The following is a 24,164-nucleotide window of genomic DNA, read 5'->3' as shown; positions in this document are numbered from 1 at the left end:
GCACACCGAACGAGGCCGAAGAAGCCTGGCACGCAGCGAATATCGCGGCGTAAGAATCATCGGAATCAACTGTCCGAAATTCTTAGGGCCCCTCAGTCCAGCGCGGCAAGATGCTCGAGACTTGGCTCGGTCGGAGCCGTCGACGTCGCACTGGCCGCGCTACCGCGCCTTACCCGCCCAGAGACGTATCCGCCTCCGACCGGTACTACGCGACGGAGGATCGATATGACATCACGCGAGAAGGTCATCGACTGGCTGAACGACGCCCATGCGATGGAGCTGGCCTTGGTCGAGGTCCTGGAGCGGCACGTGAAGGACGCCGAGGGCGACGCCGAGGTGCAATCTCGCATCGATCAGCACGTTGAGGAGACCCGACGTCAGGCCGAGACCGTTCAGGGCTGTATCGAGTCGCTCGGCGGAAAGGTCTCTGGCGGCAAGGAATTGTTCGGCAAGATGTTCGGGACGATGCAGGGAATGGCCAACAGGCCGATGGCCGACACCATGGTCAAGAACGCCCTCGCCGACTATGCGGCGGAGCATTTTGAGATGGCGTGCTACAGAGCGCTCATCGAGGCGTGCGATCAGATCGGCGCCGAGGACGTGGCCGTACGTCTGACGGATATTTTGCGCGAGGAAGAAGCCATGGCGCGATTCCTCGAGCAGAAGCTGCCGGGCACGGTCAGCGCGGCACTTGCGGCCGCTAACTAGCACGGGAGGCGACATGTCTGACTCGAAGAGCAAGACCACGACGGACCACGACGAGATCCGTGGCTGGGTGGAGCAGAACAGCGGTACCCCGGCGAGCGTGCGCGGCACGGACGACGGTGGCGAGGCAGGTGTTCTGCGCATCGACTTCCCCGGCGGCGCGGCCGAGGACCAGCTCGAACCGATCAGCTGGGAAACCTGGTTCGAGAAGTTCGAGGATGCCGGGCTGGCGTTCCTCTACCAGGCAGAACGCTCGGGCGGCGGCGGTAGCACCTTCTTCAAGCTCGTGCGCAGATGAGCTCGTAGGCCCGCGAAGGGGTCTCCTCCCGCCCGGCGCGCCGGACGGGAGGAGACGCACAAGGGAAGAGGGGCCTCGTGGCAGTGACCAAGGTCGTCGGTGGCATGCACCGCGTCGAGCATGCCCCGCGTCGACGTCCACCTCCTCCGCGACGACGGCGGACACCTGCTGATGGTCGACACAGGTCTTCCGGCTCTACCTGGGCCCTATTCGGCCAGGCGCTGCGCGAGCTTGGGCATCGCCCAGCAGACATCGCAGCTTGAAGTGCGAGCGTGGCGGAGCGACCTTAGCGTCGAGAAGCGTTGGCGCGTTCCTCCTGTCGATGGCGCCGCCGCACCGCATCAGACCAGGCGAGAGGTGCGTATGACGGGCAGTTGCGGTCACAAGCGCGTCGGCTCTGGTATGCCGCCGGCGCTTGACCAGAGGCTCATCAGGTGATCGCGCACGACGCCCTGTCCCTGGCGGCGGCTGTGGACCCGGCCGGTCTACTTCCGGCCCGCCAGCAAATGGCGCTCACCCTGGGATGGCACATCATCCTCGCGTCGTTCGGCGTGGCCTTCCCTGCCATGATCTTCGTGGCGCACTGGCGGGGCCTTGTGCGCAAGGATCCGATCGCGCTGGTGCTGGCGCAGAGATGGGCCAAGGTCTCGGCTGTCCTGTTCGCGATCGGAGCAGTCTCGGGCACGGTGCTGAGCTTCGAGATGGGACTTTTGTGGCCCGGTCTGATGGGCACCTTCGGCGATGTCCTCGGGCTGCCGTTCGCCCTCGAAGGGCTGTCGTTCTTCGTGGAGGCGATCTTCCTCGGCATCTACCTCTACGGGTGGGGGCGCATGCCACCGCGGCGCCACATGCTCATGGTGGTGCCGATGGCGATCGCCGGAGTAGTGGGTACGTTCTGCGTCATCTCCGTCAACGCGTGGATGAACACCCCGGCAGGGTTCCGCATCGTCGACGGCGAGGTCACCGACGTCGACCCCTGGGCCGCGATGTTCAACCCCATCGCCGGGTTGCAGTTCGCCCACATGTGGGTCGCGGCATACATGCTCGTCGGCTTCACGATCGCGGGCGTCTACGCCGTCGGCATGCTGCGCGGACGCCGCGACGCCCACCACCGGCTCGGCTTCCTCATACCGTTCGCCTTCGCCAGCGTGGCGGCGGTCATACAGCCGGTCATCGGGCACCTGCTCGGCGGCGGCCTGGGTGACCGGCAGCCGGCCAAGCTCGCCGCGTTCGAGCTCGCCACGACCACGGAGAGCCCCTCACCGCTGCGCCTCGGCGGTGTACTCGTTGACGGCGAGGTCTACGGTGCCATCGATATCCCGGTGCTCGGGTCGCTCATCGCCCAGAACTCCCTGACCGCACCCGTCCCGGGGCTCGACACCATCCCTCTGGAGGACCAGCCGCCAGTGAACATCACGCACTGGGCGTTCCAAACGATGATCGCGATCGGCACTCTGCTCGCCCTTGCCGTGGTCGTCTACTGGGCCGTCCGGTGGTGGCGCAAACGTGAGCTCCTTGACCACACGTGGTTCCTGGGATTCTGCGTGGCGGCCGGCCCCCTCGCAGTCGTGGCCGTAGAGGCGGGCTGGATCGCCACCGAGGTGGGGCGGCAACCGTGGGTCGTCTACGGAATCATGCGCACCTCCGAGGCAGCTGGCGACTACCCGAGCCTGTGGTGGCTGCTGGCCGTCACAGCGGTGGTCTACACCTGCATGACCGTCGGCGCCGTGCTGGTGCTGCGATCGATGGCGCGGCGTTGGCGGCAAGGAGAGCACGACCTTCCCAGCCCGTACGGGCCCGGGGCAGGACTGCACGACAGGACGCCCGGGAAGGACCGACCGGCATGACCATCGAGCTCGCGGTAGCCATGGCCATGTTCGTCGGCCTGGTCGCGTACGCGGTCTTCGGCGGTGCCGACTTCGGCTCCGGGTTCTACGACATCACCGCGGGAGGCGCCGCCCGCGGTGCGCAACTGCGCACACAGATCGACCACAGCATCGGCCCGGTGTGGGAGGCCAACCACGTCTGGCTGATCTATGTGCTCGTGATCTGGTGGACTGGCTTCCCGTCAGCCTTCGCCGCGGCGATGTCCACCCTGATCCTGCCGCTCCTGTTCGCGCTCCTCGGCATCGTGCTGCGTGGCGCGGGTTTCGCGTTCCGCAAGTACTCCCCCACTCTGTCGCAAGCCCGCGTGCACGGCGCGCTCTTCGCCGGCTCCTCGCTCATCGCCCCCTTCTTCCTCGGGACGGTAGCTGGTGCCATCGCCTCGGGGCGGGTCCCGGCCGACGGCCAAGGCGACCTGTGGTCGTCGTGGTTGAACACCACCTCGCTGCTGGCCGGCGTCATCACCGTCGCCTGTTGTGCGTTCCTGGCCGGCACGTTCCTCACCGCCGACGCGAGGCGTGCCGGCCACGACGAGCTGGCCGCCCGGCTACGCCGTCACACGCTGCTGGTCGGAGTGGTCACCGGTGCCCTCGTGCTCGGATCGCTCGTCCCGATCACGCAGGACGCACCTACCCTGGCGCAAGGGCTGACCGGCCGGGCGGCCCCTCTCATCGCGACCTCGATCCTCGGCGGAATCGCGGCCCTTGTCCTCCTCGCCCGGAACCGGCCGAGCGCCGCTCGGATCAGCGCCGTCATCGCCGTCGCGTCCGTCATCATCGGCTGGGGCGCCGCTCAGTACCCGTGGCTGCTCGTCGACGAGGTCACCATCAGTGACGCAGCAGGCGCACCAGCGACCCTCCGAGCCCTGCTGCTCGTCGCCGCACTCGCCGGGATCGTCGTGGTCCCGCCTCTGGTGTACCTGTTCCGGCTGACCCAAAGTGCGGAGTGGGTCCAGCACTAGTAGCAGGCACCGACCAGAGCGAGGAAGAGCATCGCCAGAGTCCATCCCACCGCCCACCGTGAACGGCGCGACCGAAGCCGCACGTGAGCTGCTCGTCGGCGAGCAGGCCCACATGCTGGCGGATCCGAAGGTAGCGCTCGTCAGGCACGAGGTTGGGCAGACCAGGCACACCGGGGTGGCCAGCGCGACCGCTCTACCACCGACCGCACGAGCCGCCTCAGCCGGAAATCGGCCCCGGTGGATCGCGGCAAGCTGGTCGGAGAGCGTCGCGCAGGGCGGCCCGACCACCTCGACCTGCTCCTGCTGTATCTCCACCATCAGCCGGTGCGGCCCTGTCGACACGGCCTGCGCCGCCATGCCTTCTCCGGACGCCAGGGGGACGCCACGTGTCGGCGTCGACCACCAGCAGTTCTTCTTCCACCCCGAACGTACGCGCGACAACACCTCCCCCGGTAGGCCCCCATCTTTGGCCCGAAGGCCGGCACTCGCAGAACGGAAGCATCCTCACCGCGCCTGGGAGCGCATCAAATCCGCATGTCGTCCGCCAGCACGTCATGTCGCGACCCAGTCCGACCACAGGTACGCCAAGGTGACAGCACCGGCGGTCAGCAGGCCGACCCGCACACTCTCGTCGCTGTCGCGCAGGTCGCATTCGACCAGACCGGCACCAAAGGACAGCACGGGCACCAGGGCTGGCCGTCTCTCCTAGATCGCCAGCCGGTGTAGTCGAACCGTGCACTGATCCGGAGGCGCCAAGCAGCGCAGATACCTTCTGAATGCGAGCAGGGCACAGCCGCCATAGCGTCGACCTGCGGCAACGCGAACGTGTCACGTCACCACCCGCACCACCGGGACGGGGCGAACGTGCCCTAATGCGGGTAGCAGGGATAGCCGAGCCGACCCCAAGAGCAAGACACCCGGCATGCTGCCAACGAGGTGCACGGCAGCCAAGCGAGAAGGCGAGAGTAAGTATGCGCTCCACTGACGAGGTCCTGCGCAAGCATCTGGCATACCGTCGCGCGCTCGATCTGGAGAGCGATCTGCAGCAGAATTACGCAGACGACGTGGTCGTGCTCTCCTGGGGCGAAGGCGTGCACCGCGGGTTCGACGGTGTGCGCACGCTGGCCGGTGTGCTGCAGACGTACCTGCCTGAGGGCAACTACCGGTACGACGACCTGATCGTCGCCGACGCCTACGGTCTGCTGCGCTGGTCCGGCACCGCGCCTGGTGGTGAACAACTACGCGGGGTCGACTCCTTCGTAGTCACCGACGGCAGGATCACCGCGCAGACCATCAGCTATGTCGCAGGCTGAACAAGCGCTCCGCCGCCCAGCCGGGTCGCACCCGGCGGAGGGCGACCCGGCCGACAGGGACCAGATCAGCGGGTTGTGCTCGGTGCCGGAGGAGCCAAGACGGCGATCACGTTCGCCGCCGAGCAACTGTTGGTCGTTGCCATCTCGACGACTTGTCGGGCGACGTCGCGCACGGCGACGTTCGTGACGTTGGACGTGGTGCGCAGGTGCTCGAACGCCGACTCGGCGTCGATGCCCATCGCGAAGGCGATGATGCCCTTGGCCTGTTCGATCGGGGCGCGCGTGACGGCCGCCGCGCGGATCGACGCGTTCGCCGCCTCGCCCGCCCGGGCCTTGACGGCGGAGGTCACGTCGATGAAGTAGCCCACGAGCTCGCAGACCTGCTTGGTGTTCGGATCTCGTCGGCCTTGCCCGACCACGGTCAGTGTCCGCTCGCGGCCCCGGGCGTCCATGATGCGGTGCACACTGCTGAACGGCTCCCCGGTCACCGCCGCATTCGCCAGCACCTGTGACACCCGAGTGCGGTCCTCCGGGTGCTTGTGCGCCAGGACGAGCGTCGTGGTCGGCACCACCTCGCCGGGTTCGAAACCGTGGATCTGGAACGTCTCGTCCGACCACCACCACCGCTGCGTAGCAATCTCGTACCGGTAACGCCCTACGACATGATTGGACCCGAGCGTGAGAGCACGCTCGATCGCCATCGGTTCTGCGGTCATGTGTGCAGCCTCCCTCGTCGCCATGTGCGTCGATGAGCCGCGGCCTGACTCACTTCGACCGTAGCGGCGAAGCGGCTCTACCGAAACCCCAGGGTGAAAATCGGTACTCCACCTGGGTGTCAGCAGTCAGCGGCTGGGGTCTGTCGAGTCCGGCGGCTTGCGCCGTCGCATGATCACGAAGTCAGGAACCTCCGGTCCAGACGTGCAGCGCCTCGTGGCGCGTCGTCGAGCTGCTCCACCGTGACCTGGCTGCCGAAGGCTGGACGAACGCCTCCACGTGGAAGACCCGTCCCTGGTTCCAGACCCGCACGGCGGCGTCGCGCACCCATGGCGGGGAACCGAGATACCCCGCGACCCGGCAGCTCGGCTGCGTGCCCGTGTGCGAGTGGCTGCGGTCGGTGGCGAGAGTGGAGACGCTAGTCGCCACGGTGGTGGGCCGCCTTGCCTGGTTCGCCTCCGTGGTGACTGGACGACGCCATCCGAGAGCCGATCGTGAGGGGTACCGTCATGTTCTTCCACCGCCAAGAGCTGCAGCACAAGGCCAAGCCGGAGAAGCCCGACGCCGTCTACGCCCGCAAGCTGCAGGAGGTGCTCGGCGGCCAGTACGGCGAGATCACCGTCGCCATGCAGTACGGCTTCCAGTCCTGGAACGCGCACATGCCAGGCAAGTACCGCGACCTTCTCTACGGCATCGGCGCCGAGGAGATGGGCCACGTCGAGATGCTCGCGACCATGATCGCCCAGCTGCTCGAGGATGCGCCGCTCGGCGTCACCGAGGGCGCCATGCAGGACGACCCGACGATCGCCGCGATCATCGGCGGGACCGATCCGCAGCACGCGATCGTGGCGGGCGCCGGCGCCCGGCCCGTCGACTCCAACGGCAACCCGTGGACCGCCGGGTACGTCACCGCGAGCGGCAACCTGCTGGCCGACTTCACCTCCAACGCGAACGCCGAGATGCAGGGCCGGCTCCAGGTCGCCCGGCTCTACCACATGACCGACGACCCGGGCGTGCGCGACCTGCTCGCCTTCCTCCTGGCGCGCGACACGATGCACCAGAACCAGTGGATCGCCGCGGCGGCGGAGCTGCGCGCCGAAGGCGTCGAGGAGCTGCCGGTGCCGAGCACGTTCCCGCTCAAGAAGGAGGACCGCGACGTGTCCTACCAGTACATCAACTTCTCCGACGGTCAGGCCGCGAGCGAGGGCGCTTGGGCCAGCGGCCCGACACCGGACGGCAAGGGAGAGTTCGAGTACGTGGCCGAGCCACCGGCCGGGGTGCCCGCTCCGCCGCCCACCAAGCCCGACGTCCGCCTCCACGGGACCACCGGGAAGCCCGGATCGGTCGAGAAGGCCATGGGCGCCGCAAAGGACGCACTCCGCAAGGAATAGCCATAGCGCTGCCAAGGGATGCGCAAGCGCAGGGACACGACTCGCGTGTGTCTCTTTCGCAGCGCTCAGTCCCCCGGACGACCTAGCGCCACCCGCGAGTGCTGCCCCGATCTTGTCGTCGAGCGGAGACCCGCTGGAAGAAGGTAAGGAGTTCACAGACCTGCGGGCCAACACGTTGGCACTCTCAGTCCCAGAGTGCTAAAAATGGGAGTGTAGCCAGACGACGGCACCCACCGTTGTCGAGCGCGCGGTCCTGGAGGGACCAGGGCCGCATCAGCACAGGAGGTGATGCGCAATGGCTACCTATTGGGATCCGTTCCAGGAGATGGACCGCCTGTTCAGCTCGTTCGCGAGCAACGCACGACAGTCGGGCACCCTGCCGATGGACCTGTTCCGCTCCGGCGACCACTACGTACTCTCCATGGATCTGCCCGGTGTGGATCCGGGCACCATCGACGTCTCGGTCGAGGACCGCACGCTCACCGTCCGCGCCGAGCGCACGCAACGTTCGAGCGACGACGCGCAGTGGCTGGTCCGGGAGCGTCCGACGGGCACGTTCGCCCGCCAGCTCACGGTGGGCCGGGGGCTCGCTCTCGACAAGATCTCCGCCTCGTACACCGACGGCGTCCTGTCGCTGACTGTCCCCGTCAGCGAGGAGGCCAGGCCGCGCAAGATCGAAGTCGCCCACTCGTCCGGCACGACCCCCATCGGGCAGGGCTCCGCCGAGAGCCGGCAGACCATCGAGTCTTGATCGGCAACACCTGATGCCCGGCGGCCCGGTACGTCCACCTGGACGCACCGGGCCGCCGGGCGGAACCCTCACGATGCCACGTTCATCACGCGCGCCGCCGGCGACTCGATGACCGACGCCGGCATTAGCGACGGCGACGTGCTCCTGGTCGACCGGTCCACGACAACCCGGCACGGCGACGTCGTCGACGCCGTGCCGGGCGGCGAACTTACCGTCAAGCGTCTCAAACTGAGCCTGCGCGGCGTCGCGCTGCGGGCCGAGAGCGCGAGCCATCCCCGACATCGCTCTGCCCGAGCTGTCAGACCTGCAGGTCTGGGGCGTGGTCACGTACTGCATTCACCACTTGCGGGGCCACCGGTGATCGGCCTCCTCAGCCCCATTGTCGATGTCGGTCAGAGCGTAGGCGCGGGCGGGCGGGTCGTCAGAGAGTTTGGTTGCTGCCGTCGATCCCCCGCCCAGGCAGCAGCTCGTGAGCGTGGGCCGGATGGGGTCTGGTGGACACCGCTATGTGACGAAGCCGCGCGGCACCGGATGCGTGAAGCGAGTGCAGCGGGTGGCCCAGAGGTGCAGCCAGTCCGACGGCCGAATTCAGGCGATCGCGGTCCGCCGGCGTTAAGCCGAGTCAGGCGTCGACGCTGTCGGTAATCTGGACGCCGGTCTCAGTTCTGGCGCAGTGGCTGCAACAAAAGGTTTCGTCGTTCGCCTCGATGCCGTGTCCGAGAATGGTGCAGCCGCAGTGCTTGCACCGCGGAGCCATGTCCTGAGCCGCGCATTCGAACGAGTCGTAGACACCGCCGGCGCCGTCGTCCTTCGTGATCGTAAACGTGTGGGCGTAGTCGTTACCGCACCTGTCGCAGGTCGCCATATCGTTCTCCGTCTCATCGTCCAGTTGCGGCTAGGGCCCGCGGCTGGGCCTTGCCCCAGGCTCGCGACGGCTTCGTCCGCTCGCAACAGTTCGTGTTCGCGTGTACTCACGTGCTCGCGGACATCCGGGACTGCCTCGGGTGAAGAACTGTTCGCGGATGTGGCCATCCGACTGAGCATGCGGTAGAGCGCGCGTGACATGAGCCCAGTTCCGTTCTAATGGCGAGTCGCGATACCAGAACCTCGTCCCCAACCGTCATCCCGTCACTTCACCCGGCGCGGTGTTCTCGTTCGGCGCCGTCAAGATCTCCAGGTCGACATCACTGCAGGTGATCCAGGTGGGATAGCGCATGACTGCGAGGGACGCCCCAGGCAGTCAAGGCAGGACTTGCTCTTTCGACCCAACGCAAATGACAGCCAGCTGCCGTCTGGATTGCCGCCGGTCGCCCGGTTGTCGGAGAGATGTCGGCTTTACCCGGTTCTTGTCGGTTCTCCGCGCAAGCCCTGCGGCCACGCAAGGACCAGCAACGCTGCCGCCCTCCCCGAACTGCACGATGTGAGCACAAACGTGGCACGGTCGTGCCTGCCGACATGGGTGTCGGCGCCCCGCCTCTGCATTGCTACCGTTGCGCAGGCCAGACAAAGGGGGCGTGAATGGCCGACGAGTGGCACCCGAACATCATCCGCGACCTGCTGCCGGGGCGCACTGCGCATCACTGGGGGCGCATCCACCGCGCGCTGACCACGACCCAGCTGATCCTCTTCGGCACCTTCGTGGTCTTCAGCGCGGTCTTCATCACCATTGCGGCGACGAGCGGTTCCCCGTCTCTCGCGGGCCTCGTCGTTCTTCTCAGCCCCATCGCCGCCATGTTCGTGGTCCAGGTCCCTCGCTGGCTCGTGCACGAGTTCCCCGAACACAAGCGGACCCTCGCAGAGCTCGAGGCGGGATACACGACATCGGAAGAGGTGGAGAGCTTCCTCGCGACGTTACACATCCAGGCGGCGCAGTCGAGCCTGTCAGCCGCCGATCACCTGGACATGCTGGCGTCCATCAGGTCGCGTGTGTTCACCGTCGCGACGAACGAAGACTGGGAGGAAGCCATGGCGATCGCCTTCGTCGACGGCCGGACGGGGCGCGTGATCCGGCTCCCCCACGAGCCGCTGCTCCCACCCGGCGAGTTCAAGGCTCGGCTCGAGACGGCGCGTCGTGCGGCCCGCACGGTAGGGAACCACAGCAGCACCTGACGTCTCCATCCAACCAGGGGCGGGACAGCACGTCGTCATGATCGATGTCATGGAGGCCGGCCGGGCCGGACTCGTCAGCCCCGGCGAGTGAGCATCCCCAGCGCCGTGGTGGTCGGCTCTGTCGATGTCGGTGCCGGGATCGGCCACCCATCCTGACGGCTCAGCGCTACCTGCCCCCGGAGTCTGTCCCACTCGCCTTGCCGGCCCGAGGCAGGAGACTGATCGCGGTCTCGGCGACACTTTCCAGCCGGTCGGCTTCCATCCCGGCTTTGCCGAGGGCCTCGATGCCTCGAAGGACGGCCAGGACGAGGGTGGCGAGCTGGTCGGCGTCGGCCGCCTGGTCGAGGTCACCGTGACGCTGCGCGGCGCGGATGTCCTCGGCCAGGATCGTGGCGATGCGCTCCAGGGTCCGGCGGGATCGGACGGTGACGTCGGGGTCGTGCTCGGAGAGCTCGGCCGCGCCCTTCGCGAGGAGGCATCCGCGGTGGAGTTGGTCGGCGGCGATCCCGGCCGCTGCCGCGCGGATGTGGGCGCACAGTCGAGCGTACGCGCCGTCGTCCGGTCCGATCAGCCCGTCTGCCACGGCGTCAGCGATGCGTACGCAGTAGGTATCGAAGATCCGCAGGAACAGTTGGTGCTTGCCGCCGAAGGCGCCGTACAGGCTGCCCTTGCCCAGGCCGGTCGCCGCGGCGATGGCGTCCATGCTCGTCCCGGCGTAGCCCTTGGTCCAGAACTGCTCGCTGGCGACGTCGAGCACCGCTTCCTCGTCGAACTCCCTCGGCCTGGCCACTCCCCCAGGATATCCGTAATTGACGGGCCGGTCCATAACTCACTATGGTTATGGACGCCACAGTCCATAATGGAGGTCGTTGCTGGCTGGCGATGTGACAGGACCCGTGCGGGTCGACCTCGATGACCCGTGCGACTGCTGCCGAGCGGCAGCAGCTCATTTCCCTGCGCGGCACCAAGCATCAAGGAGGAGACGAAGTGACAAGTAACGAAGAGGTTGTTCGCGAGGCATACCGGCTGGCGGAAGGCAACGTCCTCGACGGACATGGTTTCCGAGCCTTGTTCACCGAGGACGGGACGTTCAACGACGTGCCGAACTCGCTGACCTTCCGCGGGGACCAGATTCCTCAGGCGCTGCCTGGCCTCGCCAGTGCATTTCCCGACATCCACCGTGAGCTGCTGGACGTGCACGCGATCGGTGATGTTGTCGCCGTCGAGCTGCGAATTCAGGGAACACACCTCGGCGGGTTCCCGACTCCGGTCGGGGAGATCCCTCCGACCGGTCACCGCATCGACGTGCCTACGGCGGATCTCTGGTATCTGCGTGAGGGAAAGATCGAAACCTTTAACTGCTACAACGCGGCAAATGTGTGGCTTGCCCAACTCGGCGCGAACCCGAACTTCGAGTCAGCAATCGAGGCCGCGAAGACAGCCGCCACAAGGGGGTAACTCCACCGCGCGTCGCCGAGTACGCGACGAGCTCCACGATGGTCGGCCGCATCGCCGCATCGGCCGGCCACCGCAGCGCCCTTGGTGATACTCGTCGGGTGGCTGCCCTACCTGCGGATGAATTCACGTTCACAGCGCCCGCCGAAGCCCACGACCCGAACGGGATCCGATCATGCATCGAGGAACTGCTGCTCGATCCGGTCGCCGGCTCCGTGTGACTTCTGAGGTGGTGGGCACCTGCGCAGGTCAGACGCACTAGTCTCGCGCACCAGAAAGGTGCTCCGAACCTCAGCCCGACGCAGCCTTCGACAAGCCGTATCGCGCCAGGTCAGAGCACCTTTCCCCTGCCTTGGCCCGCCTCACCCACGAAAGATCGGGCTTGGGGCGGCCGTGTCCGTCCCAAGGGGACGGACACGGAGCTGGCCAGACGCCGACGCCGCCGGTGGTCAGGTCCTGGGACTTGACGCCGAGCCGTTGCAGGGATTGGGTCACCGCGTGCCCCGGTCGGGCCAGTTGCCACGGCTCTCGGACGATTGCCCGGTCTCGCCTTCGGCCTCGATCTGTTCCTTGCGGAGCCGGTCGCTGATCTCGGCTTCTTCGGTGACGGTGTCGGTGTCCATCCGGACCCGCTCGACCGGGACGGTCTCCTTGGCCACGGTGGGTCGCTCAGCGTGCAAGGTCACCTCGTGCTCTTCCTCGGTGATCTCACCGCCGGCCATGGCCTGGTCCCGGTTGGCGGCGGTGACGGGCTCGCGCTCGACGCGGACCTCTTCATGGCTGACCGGGACCGTCCGGGTGACGTCCTCGGTGACGACGTACTTACGCAGCCGGGCCTTGCCGCTCTCGACCCGTTGAGTACCGACACTGAGCTGCTCCTCCGAGCGGGTCATCGCCTCGTCGGTGTTCGGTCCCGAGGTGTCATGTCCGACAGTGCCGGCATGCGCGGAGGGCTCCAGGCCGTAATAGCGGTACAGCCCCAACTCCTGGTCCTGGGTGAGGTGACCCTCGGGGTCCTCCACGCGCGGTGCGCCCTTGACCGTTTCCTGGTCATAGGGCACCTGGATCTCCTGAGCCTGGACGTTGCCCTGGGCCAGCGGGATGAAGGTCTCGGAGCTACCGAACAACCCGGTCTTGGCGGTGACCCACTCAGGCCTTCCGCTCTTGTCGTCCAGGTACACCGTGCCGATCTTGCCGATCTTGTGCCCGTCCGAGCCGACGACGGTGCCACCTGCCTCGAGCAGTTCCTGAATTTGCTGGGTGGTGATCATGCTGCCTCCTCCTTCTTCTGCTCCCGATCCACAGGAGCTAGTGGTTGGTGCCCTTGCGGTCGATGTCACTGTCGCTGGGTTCCTCGGTCGGGCCGCGCTTCGACTGGACCCCCGGTATCTGAGGGCGCTGGCGATCGCCGGGCTGCGCGTGACCACCCCAGCTGAGGACTTGCCTGCTTGCTGTCCAGCCGCAGGAGATGGAGCGGCGACCGCGGGCCTGTTCGACTTGCGGTCGCATTCCGGCCCTCGCAGCGTCGGCTTTGACCGGTGTGAAAGTCCGAACAGTCGGCACTGCGCCAAGAAACCGCTCCGCGACCCGTTTCGCACGAATCTGAGCTGTACCTGTGGACAGCGGCAGCGATCCGATGTCGGCGGTCACCGATGATGTCTGAAACAAAAGAATGCCCCATTCCCCAAGACATCGGTCGGATTCGCTGCCCGGGTGCGGGCAACTTGTCAGAGACCTGCTTCATTATCAGATGGCGAGAACGTCATCAGATAATCGGAACGTCATCAGATAATCAGGACGCCGTTCCACCCGCAACCGGGCAACCGGGTGACCGGGTCGCCTGGCGCTTGGCGCTTGGCTTGTCTTTAACCTCTGCCAGCTTCGTTGCTGGTCAGGTGAGGTTCAAAGGTGCGGGCGCGACCGTTTCCCGGATGATTCGTCACGTTCTCGGCGGAACTGGACGGATCATCGACGAGAAATGAGGTTTTCTCGCCTCATTCCACAGGTCGCCCGTTCTGACTGGCCAGTCCCGTCTCGCGATACTGCTGCGGTGTGCGACCGGGTGCCTTTTCGATGCCTCGCCGGGATTTCCCGCGGTGCTCAGCGCCCCGTCAGGACGAACTTTGTGATCGCCAGGGACTCCCGCACGTAGTCGACGGGGATCTCGTACCACGGCGTGTCCGCGTGCGCGTGGGTGCTGGCGATTCCCGCTTCCTCGGCGATCTCGCCTGCCCTGTACACGTGGTAGTCGTTCGTGATGAAAGCCGTCGTGTAGTCCGCGTCGAAGTGCGCGTGCAGGAGCCTCTTCGCGAAGACGAAGTTCTCGTAGGTGCTGGTCGACCGGTCCTCCCGCATGATCCGGTCCTCCGCGACTCCGCGCGAGACCAGGTACCGCTCCATCGCGAGTGCCTCGGTGATGGATTCACCGGGCCCTTGGCCTCCGGCCACAGCGATGACGGCATGCGGGTTCGCGGTGGAGTACTCGACAGCCACGTCCAGCCGAGAGCGGAGCGGCGGCGTCACCTCCTCGCCGTTCAGCGCCGTCCCGAGGACGATGACGGCATCCTCCTGGTACGAGACGGTATCCATCCTGCCGAGAACTGCGATGAACGCGAAGAGGAGAAGCATCAGGGCACTACCGATCAGAATGGGGATCCTCATCCACTGGAGCAGCCCTTTTCGCCTGCCGGCCCGGATCCTGTCTCGACAGAGACCGTAGAACAGGTAGAGGACGCCCATCCCGAACGTCGCGATGACGCCCGAATTGATGCTGAACGTGATCGACACGATCAGGGCATCGAGGATCAGAACCGCTCCGAGAAGAATCCAGACGATCTTCGTGAACCTCTCGACCCGCACTACAGATCGTCTACCCGACCGACCACCGTGTCGAGCGTCGGCCACGGAGGTCCGGCGCGCAGCACGCGCAAGAGCTCCTCACCGAACAGTCTCCCCCGCGGGAACTGGTCGTCGACGTCCCAACGCCAGGCGGCGACCATCGCGAGGACGAGGTGCCGGCACTCCTCCAGCAGCTCGTGGCGAACGCCCGGGTAGTGCTCGCTGACCGCCTCCGGAACATGGGCGAGATCGAACTCGACGGGTCCACGGCAACAGGTCTCGAGGTCGATGAACAACGGGCCGTACTCCGTGCTGAGCACGTTGCCCGGATGCGGCTCGCCATGGAGCAGCTGCTCCGGGGCACTGCGGTCGTCGATCACTCGTCGCAGGCCGCCCAGCTCGCCGACGAGGAGCGCGCGGTCCGCGTCGGCGAGCTCCGGCGAGCGGCCCAGGTCGGTGACGATCTCCTCCGCCTCCGTGATCCGGTCCGTGAATCGCGGGCTCGGCAGATCGACCGTGCGCATGCCGTCGTGCAGCCGCTTCAGGGCCTTGGCGAAGCCGACCGGCGAAGCCCCCGGCGTCACGGGCTCGTAGTAGGTCCAAAGAGTCACGGCGAAGCCGTCGCGCTCGTACACCCGCGGGTCCACCCGAGGCTCCAGGTGAGCCAGCGGAGCTCCGACCTCGACGAGCCGCTGGGCGAGGTCGACCTCGAACTGCGCGACCTCTTGTCCCACCAGGGCGACGCGGGCGAAGACGTCGCACGGCGTCAGCCGCAGGGCCAGCTTGTTCGAGTTGTGCAGCACGACCGCGTCGTCGGCGAGCAGGTCGAGCGACGCGGCGACCGAGGTCGCAGCCGTGACGGCACGCGTGACGTCGGTCATCTCCACGGTCGCATCCTGGCACGGGCACGCAAGACGATTTCGGCGAGTCCATTTGGTTCACGTGCCAGCCACCCGGCACGACACCAGGTCGGCTGCCACGATTGGCCGGTTCTGCACGCCGCTGTGAGGGGAGACGCACGTGAGCGAACGAGGCCTCACACCGCATGGCACGCGCTTGCCAAGAAGCCCACCGTCGGTCATGAGCCGTCGATCAGCCGGACAGCAAGACCAGGATCGAACGTACCGGCGGGGACGGACGGGGCGGTTCCGCACGGGCCGTCGGAGACGCCAGGGGTCTTCACCCACAAGAGCATCTCCGCGCCGCCGCCAGTCCGTGCGGTCACGCCGAGCCTGCGGCCGGCTGGGTTGCACCAGCCGTCGCCATGACCGTTGCCGTTGCGGCTGGTGTCGATCACGAACGGACTCGTCGTACCGAGGTAGCTGTTCACGGAGTTCGCGTAGCTGATCGACTCGCTGGTCGTGTAGAAGTTCGAGACGTTCACCGAGAAGCCGCGAATATTGCCGATCCCGGCCTGGTCCAGCCGATAGGCGATCGTGGACGCGTTGGTCCAGCCCGCGTTCCCGGCGTCAAGGTAGGCGTAGGTGTTCGGTGCCTTCTGCAGGAACATCTCGGTCGCGTAGCGCAACATGCCCAGCCGCTCCTCCTTCTGCGCCTGGGACATGCAGTCCATGCCGTTCAGTGCGTCCGGCTCGATGATCACCACGGCCGGCTTGCTGCCGATCCCCGCAGCGAAGCTGGAGATCCAGGTCCGGTACGCACCGACGCTGCCCGCACCACCACCGGAGTGGCCAGCGCAGATGTCCCGGTGAGGAATGTTGTAGGCGACCAGGACCGGCAGCTTGTCCTGCCCGTCCGCCGCTCCGGCGTAGTTGGCCACGGTGGTGCCAATCGCGGCGTCAGTGCCGAACCAGCGGGCGATCGGCTTGGACCCGATCGAAGTCTGGATCCGGGCCGCCCGGGCATCGCCGGAGTTGTGGCGGGCCCAGATCGCGGGCAGCGAATCGGGATTGACGTAGAAACCATTGGTCAGGCTGATCGGGTCGGCCGCTACGGCGGGTGCGGCCGGCAGCAGGACGAGGGTCGCCGCCATCGCCGCGGCGAGGGTCTTCAGGAGGTACATCTCGGAGTCCTCTCTGAGCTCCGGAGCCCTTCCTCATTGAAGGACTTCCGTTGGCGAAACGCTGGTCCGCCGCCAACGGCAATGTCAACTCATCAGGGCCCTACCGAACACGAACGATCATGTCGGCGATGGAAGAGGGTCCCGGATCAGGGCCCTGGACCTGGCCCATGAGGAGCCGTGCTTCGTTCCCCTGTGGGTCATCAGGTGGGTTGGGTCGCACGGCTCACAGAATCCGGCACCTGGGCGCCGGTCGTGCCCAGGTGCCGGAGGTCCGTCCCAGCGTTGGATCAGCTGTCGTCCCCCACGTTGCCTTCGTTGGGCGGCGTCATGTTCGCGTACTCCTCGATGCGGTCGATGAGGCCGTCCTTGAAACCGAAGTACATCGCGACGGGCAGCTCGGTGCCGGACCCGTCGGGCATGTTGATGTGCAGCACGTGCTGCTGGAGCACCTCGTCGGGCTTCTGGAACTGGCGGGTGATGTCGTACCGCAACGCGACGACGCCCCCGCCGCTCGACATCTGCTTGAGCTGCTCGAGGTTCTCCTCGATCGTCTGCTCGCCCTTGCCGTCGTTGTGCCAGACGGTGGCTGTGTCCGCGCACATCGCACGCATGCTTGCGAAGTCGAACTTCTCCAGGTGCCGCAGGTACTGGACCGCCTTCTCCGTCAGCTCGGGTTCCATGGTTCCGTCCTGTCCTTTCTTGTCGGGCTCTGTCACCGTGCTCCTGTTCCTCTCGTCGAGGACGGGCGCTCGTTCTCCGGCGTCGACGACGACCGGAAGATGGTTCGCTTCAAGCGGGATCGGGCAGGGAAACGCCGTGGAGAACACGTGGTGGGGCAGGATCACCTGGTTGAAGTCGACCCGGAGGGTGCTGCCTTCGTCCGGGGGGAGGATCAGCCATCGACCGATCTCGGGGGTGTCGGTGCCGCTGCTGGGATCGGTGAAGACCGCCAGCCGCAGGCCGGGGACGGACTCCAGTACCACCAGGGTGTGCTCCTGGCCGCCGATCTCGACGACCAGGTCGCCCGGGGCGGAGACCGTCTCCTTGCTCCGCGGGCTGGTCAGTCGCCCTACTTCGACGGTACGGCCGGGCACCGCCCGGTACTCGGCGTCGACGACCCAGCTCGGATCGTAGGGATAGCTCGCGATATCGCGCAGCCGCGTGAGAACCGGTGCGGAAGGGTCCCAGACGACCATGCCGTAGGTTCCGCCCCGCCCCTGGACGAAACACACGCGCCCGTCGGCGAGCTCCACCTGGCTGCCGGACTCCACGTCCACCGCACCGGTCACCGGCTGCCCGCCGATCGACACGCCGTCCGCAGCGGTGACGGTGAGGGTCAGGACGCCCGATGCACTCACCTCCCATCGACCAGGCAGGCCCGGCACCCCCGGTTCGGGATGCGAGACCATGCCCAGCTGGACGGTGCCCGCCTTGCCGCCCGGGCCTGCGACCTCCTCCCAACGGTTCTTCCGCCAGGTCGCGTACTCCACCGGCACGCCCGGGTGGCCAGAGTCCTCAGTAGACATAGATCCTCCTGTTCCTGTTGACGCCCGGAACGAGCGCCTTCAGATGCCACCTTGTGAGGACGCAACAGGATCTTGCAAACATTGTTGCTGTTCTGGCAAACTCCGAGACATGAACGACGAGAAAGGCGGGGGCCTGGACGCCGTCGGGCCCCGGCTGCGCAACCTCCGCCAGGAACGTGAGACGACGCTGGCCGAGCTGTCGGCCGCTACCGGCATCTCCATCAGCACGCTGTCCCGGCTGGAGTCCGGCTCCCGGCGGCCGACCCTGGAACAACTGCTACCACTGGCCAGAGCCCACGGCGTCACGCTCGACGAGCTGGTCGACGCCCCCGCCACCGGTGACCCGCGTGTTCACATGCGCCCCATCACCTGCAAAGGGGGCATGACGGTCCTGCCGTTGACCCGACGCCCCGGCGGCATCCAGGCCTACAAGTTCATCATTCCCGGAGGCCGCCCCTCGGATCAGCCCGCCCCCAAGACCCACGAGGGGTACGAATGGGCCTATGTCCTGAACGGACAGCTACGGCTCGTGCTCGGTGAACACGACCTGGTCCTCTCGCCCGGTGAGGCCGCCGAGTTCGACACCCGCACACCACACTGGTTCGGCGCCGCGACCAACCAGCCCGTGGAGTACCTCTGCCTCATCGGACGACAGGGCGAGCGCGCACACATCCGCGCCCGCACCACCTCAAGGAAATGAGCGAACTGCCGCATGGTGGCATGTCAGCACGGCGTGCGAGTGAAGGTCCACCGCGGCATCGTGTGGAGGCCAGCGAAGCAGTTCGCTGTCGCGCCTACCGCGGGAGGACTCCACATGGCCGCTGACTACGACGCCCCACGTACGACCGATGAGGACGTCGAGCAGGATTCGATCCAGGAGCTGCAGGCCCGCCGATCCGACAAGTCCTCCGGTGTCGTGGACGTGGACGAGACCGAAGCGGCCGAGAGCCTCGAGCTCCCCGGCGCCGATCTGTCCGGCGAGGAACTCGCGGTTCGCGTGCTGCCACGCCAAGCGGACGAGTTCACCTGTTCCAGCTGCTTCCTCGTGCACCACCGGAGCCAGCTCGCCCACGAAGAGACCGGCCAGATGACCTGCTGGGAGTGCGCCGCCTGACTGCGCGTTCCAGTGGGGATTCCTGCTTTCGAGTTCGCTTTTGGAGGCGTGGCCCTCGGGTCATGGCGGGCGCGGCAAATACCCTGCCTACTGGGCCGACGACGGCTCCGGCGCGACTGCCCGCGGAACCGGCACGCCGCGCTGCGCGAGGTCGGCGATGAACCGCGCGGCCAGCACGTCGGGTGCGGCGGACGTCAGCGCGACGAGTGCACGCGTCCAGCGCGGCGTCACGCCGATCGAGTCGGCCACGGCCTGGCCCGTCGTCGCCGACGAGCGCATAGTCGGCCGCCGTATCGCCATGGGCGCGGGCGCGGCCGGGCGCATCGCCTTCGTCGACGCGGACGCCCTGGTCGCCGCCTACGGCGCGGCTGTCACCGACATCAGTGCTGAGGAACCGCCGCACTGACCTGATGACCGGACGCTGGCTGCCCGCCGTTGCCCAGCCTGTCCCCCGTGCGAGCTACCTGCGAGTGTCCACCGTGCGGTGACTACAACGAGCCGTTGGGTCCATACCGTTCGGGGTAGCCCGCGGCGCTCCCGCCGCGGCTTCTCACAAGGAGTCATCGTGCGTTTCGTATGGCAGCTCTTGGCGGTTGCGGCGGTCTGGATCCTCGGCAACCTCGGCACGGCTGCGGTGAAGGACAACCCCTGGCTGGCGCTCGCCGCCGGCCTGCTGACGGCCGTCGTCGCGGTCATCGTCTACGGCTGGGTGGTGCGGCGAACCGAGCACCGGGCCCCTGTCGAGGTGTCGCTGAAGGGAGCAGGTTCCGGGATCAGCTGGGGCACCCTGCTCGGCATCGCGATGTTCGGGGCAGTCATCGCGAACATCGCCTTCTTCGGTGACTACACGATCAACGGCCTGGGCGACCCGGCTGGCGCCATCACCCTGCTCGGGATCATGGCGGGTGCCGCCGTGGCCGAGGAGCTGGTCTTCCGCGGTGTCCTGTTCCGGAACATCGAGCGCTGGACCGGAACCTGGATCGCTCTCGGGCTGACCGGCTCGCTGTTCGGCCTGATCCACCTGGCCAACCCGAACGCGACCCCGTTGGGCGCCATCGCTATCGCCATCGAGGCAGGCGGGATGCTGACCGCCGCGTACATCGCCACCCGCAAGCTGTGGGTGCCGATCGGTCTGCACTTCGGCTGGAACATCGCCGCGAGTGCGATCTTCAGCACCGAGGTGTCCGGCAGCAACACCGCGCAGGGTCTGCTGGACGCGACGATGTCGGGTCCCGCGCTGGTCACGGGCGGCGACTTCGGACCGGAGGCGAGCATCTTCCCGGTGGTGTTCGGCGTGCTGGCCACCGGCCTGTTCATGTGGCTGGCCTACCGGCGTGGGCACGTGGTCCCCGTCCGCCGCTCGGCCCGGGCAGACGCAGCCGCTAGGCTCACCCGGTGACCGAACTCCGGCAGGTCCTGGACCGGTGGCGCCAGCTCGACGTCACGGTCCGGGACCTGCCGCTCGCGTTGGTGCCGGCGGTCGCATCGTTCGTGCCGGCGTTCCACGGGCTGGGGACGGACATCGGCGCACTGCCGACCCGTCCCTTTGACGCACTGGCCGTCGTGGCGATCCTCCTCCAGTGCTTGCCGCTCGCCGTTCGCCGGCGGTGGCCGGCAGTCTGTCTCACCCTGGTGTTCCTCGGCTTCGCCCTCGATCAGCTCCGGGGCTACCACACGCTGGCGGGTACCGGGCTCGCTATCGCGCTGCTGAGCGCGGGGGCCTACCTGGAACGCCGTCGCCGGACGATCACTGTCCTCCTGTCGGGTGCGTACGTGGTGCTTGCGGTCGCGCTCCACCTGGCCGGCGGGACGGAGCGGGTGGACGGGTACGTGACGTTCTACCTGGCGCTCATCCTCGTGTGGGCCGTCGGCTCCTGGCTGCGCTCCACCCGGGCCGCGGAGACCGAGCGCCGGCTCCGGATCGCCGACGAGACCCGCACCGCCGAGCGCACGCGGATCGCCCGCGAGCTGCACGACGTCGTGACGCACCACGTGACGGCGATGGTCGTGCAGACAGAGGCCGCCCGGTATCTGACCGCCGCCCCTGACCGGCTCGACGAGACGCTGACCTCGGTCACCGACACCGGCCGCCGGGCCATCGGCGACCTCCGCCACCTCCTGGACCTGCTCGACCCGGGCCACGACGCCGCCGTCCAGACACCGTCGCTCCGGGAGCTGCACACGCTCGTCGAGCAGACCCGGCGGGCCGGGCAGCCCGTCGAGCTCACCGAGGAGGGCACGCCGTCGGAGTCGGCCGGGAGCGCCGAGCTGGTCGCCCACCGGGTGGTCCAGGAGGCCCTGACGAACGCCCTCAAGCACGCGCACGGCAGCCCGACGGCGGTGGGCGTGCGCTACGACGACAGGGAGATCACCGTGGAGGTCAGCACCGCCGGCTCGAGCCCTCAACCCGCCGACGTACGACAGCGCCCGGCCGCCGGGAGCGGCCGAGGGCTCGTCGGGCTCCGTGAGCGGGTGGGCGCCCTCGGGGGCGAGTTCAGCGCGGACCGGCGAGCGGACGGCGGGTTCGTCGTCCACGCGCGCATCCCTACCGGGAGCCCGGCATGAACCCGCCGATCCGGGTCCTGGTGTGCGACGACCAGGCGCTGATCCGCACCGGGTTCGCGACGATCATCGACGCCCAGCCCGACCTCAAGGTGGTCGGCGAGTGCGGGGACGGGCAGGCCGCCGTCGACCTCGCCGGGCAGCTGAACCCGGACGTCGTGGTGATGGACGTCCGCATGCCGGTGCTCGACGGGATCGAGGCGACCCGTCGGCTCGCCGGCGTCGGGGTGGCGCGCCCCGTCAAGGTGCTCGTCGTGACGACGTTCAACCTCGACGAGTACGTCTACGAGGCGCTGCGCGCCGGGGCCAGCGGGTTCCTGCTCAAGGACGCCCCCGCCGGGCAGCTCCTGCACGGCATCCGCACCGTCGCGACCGGCGCCGCCCTGCTGGCGCCCGAGGTGACCCGGCAGCTCGTCGGCCGGTACGCGGCGCGGATCCGCCCCGCGGAGAGCGCAGACCCCGAGTCCGCACTGACGCCGCGCGAGCTCGAGGTGCTGCGCCTGATCGCCAACGGGCTGTCGAACAGCGAGATCGCCACAACGCTGGTGATCAGCCAGGAGACCGTCAAGACCTATGTCTCGCGCATCCTGACCAAGCTCGGCCTGCGCGACCGCGTGCAGGCGGTGGTCCACGCGTACCGCAGCGGCCTGGTGACCTGACCGGTCGGTCTCAGCGCAACTGGCGGAAGAACTCGGTGATGTCGTCAGCGAGCAGCTCGGGCTCCTCGTGGGCGGCGAAGTGTCCGCCGCGTGGCATCGACGTGTACCGGGTGATGTTGTAGATGCGTTCGGCCCAGGAGCGCGGGGGCTGGGTGAGGTCAGCGGGGAAGACGGCGACGGCGGTGGGCACGTCGACCTTTTCGACGCGCCGGGTCAGGCCGCTGGCGTACTCGTAGTAGGGCCGGAACGACGTCGAGATCGTGCCCGTGAACCAGTACAGGGACGCCTGGGTGAGGACGAAGTCGTCGGTGAACCGGGACGACAGGTCGCCGCCCGAGTCGCTCCAGGCGCGGTACTTCTCCAGGAGCCAGGCCAACAGGCCGGTCGGAGAGTCGGACAGAGCGTGGGCCAGGGTGAGCGGGCGGGTGCTCTGCTGGTGCTGGTAACCACCCTCCTCCGCGCTCCAGGTGGCGACCTGGTCGAGGTAGGCTTGTTCGTCCGGGGTGAGGCTCGCGGCGTCGTACTCCTGGGGTGCGGCGACGGCGAGCAGGTGGATACCGGCCAGCGACTCCGGATAGGCCTCACCCAGACGCGAGGTGATCCCCGCGCCCAGGTCGCCGCCGTGGGCGGCATACCTGTCGAAGCCGAGCTCGTCCCGCATGAGCCGGTGCCAGATCTCGTGCGTCTGGAGCGTCGGCGGGAGGGCCGGCCGCTGCGGCGAGAACGCGTAGCCGGGCAGCGAAGGGACGATCACCGTGAACGCGTCGGACGCGTCGCCGCCGTGCTTCGACGGTTCCGCGAGGCGCCGGGCGACGTCGGTGAGCTCCAGGAAGGTGCTGGGCCAGCCGTGGGTCAGCACGATCGGCAGGGCGTCGGGTCGCTCGCCGTCGAACCGGAGGTAATGGACAGGCGTGCCGCCGATGGCGGCCGTGTGGTGCGGCAGGGCGTTGATCCGCGCCTCGTGGGTGCGCCAGTCATAGCCTGTGGCCCAGTACTCCGCCAGGCGGCGCACCTCGGTGGTGTCGGCGCCCGCTTCCCAGCCCTCGACGGGCCAATGGGTGGGCCACCGGGTGGCGCGTAACCGCGCGCGCAGGTCTTCGAGGTCGGTCTGGGTCACCGCGATCAGCGGCTGGCGGTCGGTCATGTGCCGCTCCTGGTACTTGCGGTTATCGCGTTGCGGCGGCCAGTGCCGCGCGGATGGCGTCCGCGCCGGCCGGCTGGCCTTTCCCGTTCGAGGCCGACCCGTAGGGGGTTCCCCACACCGGCGTGCCCGTCGACTGCCGCCAGCTTTCGGCCAGCGTGCCCGCGTCCACCACGCTGTACCCGATGGAGTCGGTGAATGCGGTCACCGCCGCCTTCGCGGGTGCGGAGTCCCCGGCGATCGGCAGGTACGAGCGGTCGGCCGCACTCGCCGGGCGGGCGAGTGAGAGGAGGTGCTTGAAATAGATGGTGTTGAACGCCTTCACGACCCCGGCATCCGGGATGTACCGCAGCAGCAGACCGCTCGAGGTGAGCGACGCGTCGTCGAGCTCGGGGATCTGCCCGTCACGTTCGGGGCCGTAGTTGGACGTGTCGATGACCGCCTTCCCCGCCAGCGGCGCGACGGGGACGTCGACGAACGCCGTGACCGGGATCGAGACCACGACGATGTCACCGGCCGCCGCGGCTTCCTCGCGCGTCCCTGCGGAGGCAAGCGGCCCCAGCTCCGCGACCGTGCCCGCGAGCGTCTCGGGGCCACGCGAGTTGCTGAGCACGACCTGATGGCCGGCCGCGACGGCGAGCCGCGCGATGTTGCCGCCGAGGTTTCCGCTTCCGATGAAACCTATGGTTGTCATGTTCTTGGTGTCCTTCCAGTAGGGCC

The 24,164-nt window shown here is 67.8% G+C and carries 28 protein-coding genes and 1 pseudogene; 17 read left to right on the top strand and 12 right to left on the bottom strand.

Annotated features, from left to right (window positions below; genetic code table 11):
* Positions 1 to 225: 225 nt before the first annotated feature.
* From AB0F40_RS16690 to AB0F40_RS16675, 4 genes are all read left to right on the top strand, one after another.
* Positions 226 to 708: a ferritin-like domain-containing protein gene (locus tag AB0F40_RS16690; RefSeq protein ID WP_357469644.1), complete on the top strand. Its 483-nt coding sequence runs from the start codon at positions 226 to 228 to the stop codon at positions 706 to 708.
* 13 nt (positions 709 to 721) lie between these two features.
* Positions 722 to 1,003, top strand: coding sequence for a hypothetical protein (locus AB0F40_RS16685; protein ID WP_357469641.1), 282 nt, complete (start codon positions 722 to 724; stop codon positions 1,001 to 1,003).
* A gap of 434 nt (positions 1,004 to 1,437) precedes the next feature.
* Positions 1,438 to 2,850, top strand: coding sequence for a cytochrome ubiquinol oxidase subunit I (locus AB0F40_RS16680; RefSeq protein ID WP_357469638.1), 1,413 nt, complete (start codon positions 1,438 to 1,440; stop codon positions 2,848 to 2,850).
* Positions 2,847 to 3,848 (top strand): cytochrome d ubiquinol oxidase subunit II, encoded by a 1,002-nt coding sequence (locus AB0F40_RS16675; protein ID WP_357469634.1) that lies wholly within the window; start codon positions 2,847 to 2,849, stop codon positions 3,846 to 3,848. Before AB0F40_RS16680 ends, AB0F40_RS16675 begins: the two co-directional genes overlap by 4 nt.
* A 552-nt stretch (positions 3,849 to 4,400) precedes the next feature.
* On the opposite strand, the gene AB0F40_RS16670 is transcribed toward AB0F40_RS16675, so the two are convergent.
* Entirely contained in the window at positions 4,401 to 4,535 is a 135-nt protein-coding gene (locus tag AB0F40_RS16670; protein ID WP_357469631.1) for a hypothetical protein, read from the bottom strand.
* A gap of 284 nt (positions 4,536 to 4,819) precedes the next feature.
* Between AB0F40_RS16670 and AB0F40_RS16665 the strand changes: the two genes are divergently transcribed.
* On the top strand, positions 4,820 to 5,161 hold the full coding sequence (locus AB0F40_RS16665) for a nuclear transport factor 2 family protein (RefSeq protein WP_357469627.1): 342 nt from the start codon (positions 4,820 to 4,822) through the stop codon (positions 5,159 to 5,161).
* A 65-nt stretch (positions 5,162 to 5,226) separates the two neighbouring features.
* Here the strand turns inward: AB0F40_RS16665 and AB0F40_RS16660 are convergent, their stop codons facing one another.
* Both AB0F40_RS16660 and AB0F40_RS16655 read right to left on the bottom strand, forming a co-directional pair.
* Positions 5,227 to 5,877 carry a PAS and ANTAR domain-containing protein gene (locus AB0F40_RS16660; protein WP_357469624.1) on the bottom strand — a complete coding sequence of 217 codons (651 nt, stop codon included), beginning with the start codon at positions 5,875 to 5,877 and terminating at the stop codon, positions 5,227 to 5,229.
* 181 nt (positions 5,878 to 6,058) lie between these two features.
* Positions 6,059 to 6,304, bottom strand: a complete 246-nt coding sequence (locus tag AB0F40_RS16655) for a hypothetical protein (protein ID WP_357469621.1) — start codon at positions 6,302 to 6,304, stop codon at positions 6,059 to 6,061.
* A gap of 80 nt (positions 6,305 to 6,384) precedes the next feature.
* Here AB0F40_RS16655 and AB0F40_RS16650 point away from each other — a divergent pair, with 80 nt between their 5' ends.
* The 3 genes from AB0F40_RS16650 to AB0F40_RS16640 all read left to right on the top strand — a co-directional run bounded on the left by AB0F40_RS16650 (position 6,385) and on the right by AB0F40_RS16640 (position 8,662).
* Positions 6,385 to 7,266 carry a manganese catalase family protein gene (locus AB0F40_RS16650; protein ID WP_357469652.1) on the top strand — a complete coding sequence of 294 codons (882 nt, stop codon included), beginning with the start codon at positions 6,385 to 6,387 and terminating at the stop codon, positions 7,264 to 7,266.
* Between the two features lie 295 nt (positions 7,267 to 7,561).
* Positions 7,562 to 8,017 (top strand): Hsp20/alpha crystallin family protein, encoded by a 456-nt coding sequence (locus AB0F40_RS16645; RefSeq protein ID WP_357469617.1) that lies wholly within the window; start codon positions 7,562 to 7,564, stop codon positions 8,015 to 8,017.
* A 108-nt stretch (positions 8,018 to 8,125) separates the two neighbouring features.
* Entirely contained in the window at positions 8,126 to 8,662 is a 537-nt protein-coding gene (locus AB0F40_RS16640; protein ID WP_357469614.1) for a S24 family peptidase, read from the top strand.
* On the opposite strand, the gene AB0F40_RS16635 is transcribed toward AB0F40_RS16640, so the two are convergent.
* Positions 8,640 to 8,882 carry a hypothetical protein gene (locus AB0F40_RS16635; protein WP_357469611.1) on the bottom strand — a complete coding sequence of 81 codons (243 nt, stop codon included), beginning with the start codon at positions 8,880 to 8,882 and terminating at the stop codon, positions 8,640 to 8,642. The two genes, AB0F40_RS16640 and AB0F40_RS16635, sit on opposite strands and share 23 nt — an antisense overlap.
* Positions 8,883 to 9,535: 653 nt before the next feature.
* Here AB0F40_RS16635 and AB0F40_RS16630 point away from each other — a divergent pair.
* Positions 9,536 to 10,126 carry a hypothetical protein gene (locus tag AB0F40_RS16630; RefSeq protein ID WP_357469607.1) on the top strand — a complete coding sequence of 197 codons (591 nt, stop codon included), beginning with the start codon at positions 9,536 to 9,538 and terminating at the stop codon, positions 10,124 to 10,126.
* A gap of 166 nt (positions 10,127 to 10,292) precedes the next feature.
* On the opposite strand, the gene AB0F40_RS16625 is transcribed toward AB0F40_RS16630, so the two are convergent.
* Positions 10,293 to 10,916 (bottom strand): TetR/AcrR family transcriptional regulator, encoded by a 624-nt coding sequence (locus AB0F40_RS16625; protein ID WP_357469604.1) that lies wholly within the window; start codon positions 10,914 to 10,916, stop codon positions 10,293 to 10,295.
* Positions 10,917 to 11,038: 122 nt separating this feature from the next.
* Between AB0F40_RS16625 and AB0F40_RS16620 the strand changes: the two genes are divergently transcribed.
* Together AB0F40_RS16620 and AB0F40_RS16615 are read left to right on the top strand one after the other, a co-directional pair.
* A complete protein-coding gene (locus AB0F40_RS16620; RefSeq protein ID WP_357469601.1) occupies positions 11,039 to 11,584 on the top strand; it encodes a nuclear transport factor 2 family protein in 546 nt (181 codons plus the stop codon).
* A gap of 38 nt (positions 11,585 to 11,622) precedes the next feature.
* Entirely contained in the window at positions 11,623 to 11,802 is a 180-nt protein-coding gene (locus AB0F40_RS16615; protein WP_357469596.1) for a hypothetical protein, read from the top strand.
* 270 nt (positions 11,803 to 12,072) lie between these two features.
* On the opposite strand, the gene AB0F40_RS16610 is transcribed toward AB0F40_RS16615, so the two are convergent.
* From AB0F40_RS16610 to AB0F40_RS16590, 5 genes are all read right to left on the bottom strand, one after another.
* Positions 12,073 to 12,852 carry a PRC and DUF2382 domain-containing protein gene (locus tag AB0F40_RS16610; protein ID WP_357469593.1) on the bottom strand — a complete coding sequence of 260 codons (780 nt, stop codon included), beginning with the start codon at positions 12,850 to 12,852 and terminating at the stop codon, positions 12,073 to 12,075.
* 829 nt (positions 12,853 to 13,681) lie between these two features.
* On the bottom strand, positions 13,682 to 14,440 hold the full coding sequence (locus AB0F40_RS16605; protein ID WP_357469590.1) for a YdcF family protein: 759 nt from the start codon (positions 14,438 to 14,440) through the stop codon (positions 13,682 to 13,684).
* On the bottom strand, positions 14,440 to 15,300 hold the full coding sequence (locus AB0F40_RS16600; RefSeq protein WP_357469649.1) for a phosphotransferase: 861 nt from the start codon (positions 15,298 to 15,300) through the stop codon (positions 14,440 to 14,442). Before AB0F40_RS16600 ends, AB0F40_RS16605 begins: the two co-directional genes overlap by 1 nt.
* Positions 15,301 to 15,497: 197 nt before the next feature.
* On the bottom strand, positions 15,498 to 16,442 hold the full coding sequence (locus AB0F40_RS16595; RefSeq protein ID WP_357469587.1) for a glycoside hydrolase family 6 protein: 945 nt from the start codon (positions 16,440 to 16,442) through the stop codon (positions 15,498 to 15,500).
* 287 nt (positions 16,443 to 16,729) lie between these two features.
* A complete protein-coding gene (locus tag AB0F40_RS16590; protein WP_357469584.1) occupies positions 16,730 to 17,968 on the bottom strand; it encodes a DUF1684 domain-containing protein in 1,239 nt (412 codons plus the stop codon).
* Positions 17,969 to 18,077: 109 nt separating this feature from the next.
* Here AB0F40_RS16590 and AB0F40_RS16585 point away from each other — a divergent pair, with 109 nt between their 5' ends.
* From AB0F40_RS16585 to AB0F40_RS16560, 6 genes and pseudogenes are all read left to right on the top strand, one after another.
* Positions 18,078 to 18,668, top strand: a complete 591-nt coding sequence (locus AB0F40_RS16585; RefSeq protein ID WP_357469581.1) for an XRE family transcriptional regulator — start codon at positions 18,078 to 18,080, stop codon at positions 18,666 to 18,668.
* Between the two features lie 114 nt (positions 18,669 to 18,782).
* On the top strand, positions 18,783 to 19,082 hold the full coding sequence (locus AB0F40_RS16580; RefSeq protein WP_357469578.1) for a DUF4193 domain-containing protein: 300 nt from the start codon (positions 18,783 to 18,785) through the stop codon (positions 19,080 to 19,082).
* Between the two features lie 193 nt (positions 19,083 to 19,275).
* Positions 19,276 to 19,488, top strand: a pseudogene (locus AB0F40_RS16575) (hypothetical protein); the annotation flags it as partial.
* Positions 19,489 to 19,647: 159 nt separating this feature from the next.
* Positions 19,648 to 20,481 carry a CPBP family intramembrane glutamic endopeptidase gene (locus AB0F40_RS16570; protein ID WP_357469575.1) on the top strand — a complete coding sequence of 278 codons (834 nt, stop codon included), beginning with the start codon at positions 19,648 to 19,650 and terminating at the stop codon, positions 20,479 to 20,481.
* Positions 20,478 to 21,647 (top strand): histidine kinase, encoded by a 1,170-nt coding sequence (locus AB0F40_RS16565; RefSeq protein ID WP_357469572.1) that lies wholly within the window; start codon positions 20,478 to 20,480, stop codon positions 21,645 to 21,647. Before AB0F40_RS16570 ends, AB0F40_RS16565 begins: the two co-directional genes overlap by 4 nt.
* Complete coding sequence (locus AB0F40_RS16560; protein ID WP_357469570.1) at positions 21,644 to 22,303, top strand: response regulator transcription factor; 660 nt, start codon at positions 21,644 to 21,646, stop codon at positions 22,301 to 22,303. The genes AB0F40_RS16565 and AB0F40_RS16560 overlap by 4 nt, the downstream gene beginning before the upstream one ends.
* 10 nt (positions 22,304 to 22,313) lie before the next feature.
* On the opposite strand, the gene AB0F40_RS16555 is transcribed toward AB0F40_RS16560, so the two are convergent.
* Both AB0F40_RS16555 and AB0F40_RS16550 read right to left on the bottom strand, forming a co-directional pair.
* Positions 22,314 to 23,447: an epoxide hydrolase family protein gene (locus AB0F40_RS16555; protein WP_357469567.1), complete on the bottom strand. Its 1,134-nt coding sequence runs from the start codon at positions 23,445 to 23,447 to the stop codon at positions 22,314 to 22,316.
* A gap of 22 nt (positions 23,448 to 23,469) precedes the next feature.
* Positions 23,470 to 24,138: an NAD(P)-binding domain-containing protein gene (locus AB0F40_RS16550; protein ID WP_357469564.1), complete on the bottom strand. Its 669-nt coding sequence runs from the start codon at positions 24,136 to 24,138 to the stop codon at positions 23,470 to 23,472.
* Positions 24,139 to 24,164 lie beyond the last annotated feature (26 nt).

Origin of the sequence: Promicromonospora sp. NPDC023987 (assembly GCF_040639055.1) — a bacterium.
Lineage (GTDB): Bacteria > Actinomycetota > Actinomycetes > Actinomycetales > Cellulomonadaceae > Promicromonospora.
Note: the sequence above shows the minus strand (reverse complement) of the source record. Positions and strands in the feature narration are given on the sequence as shown.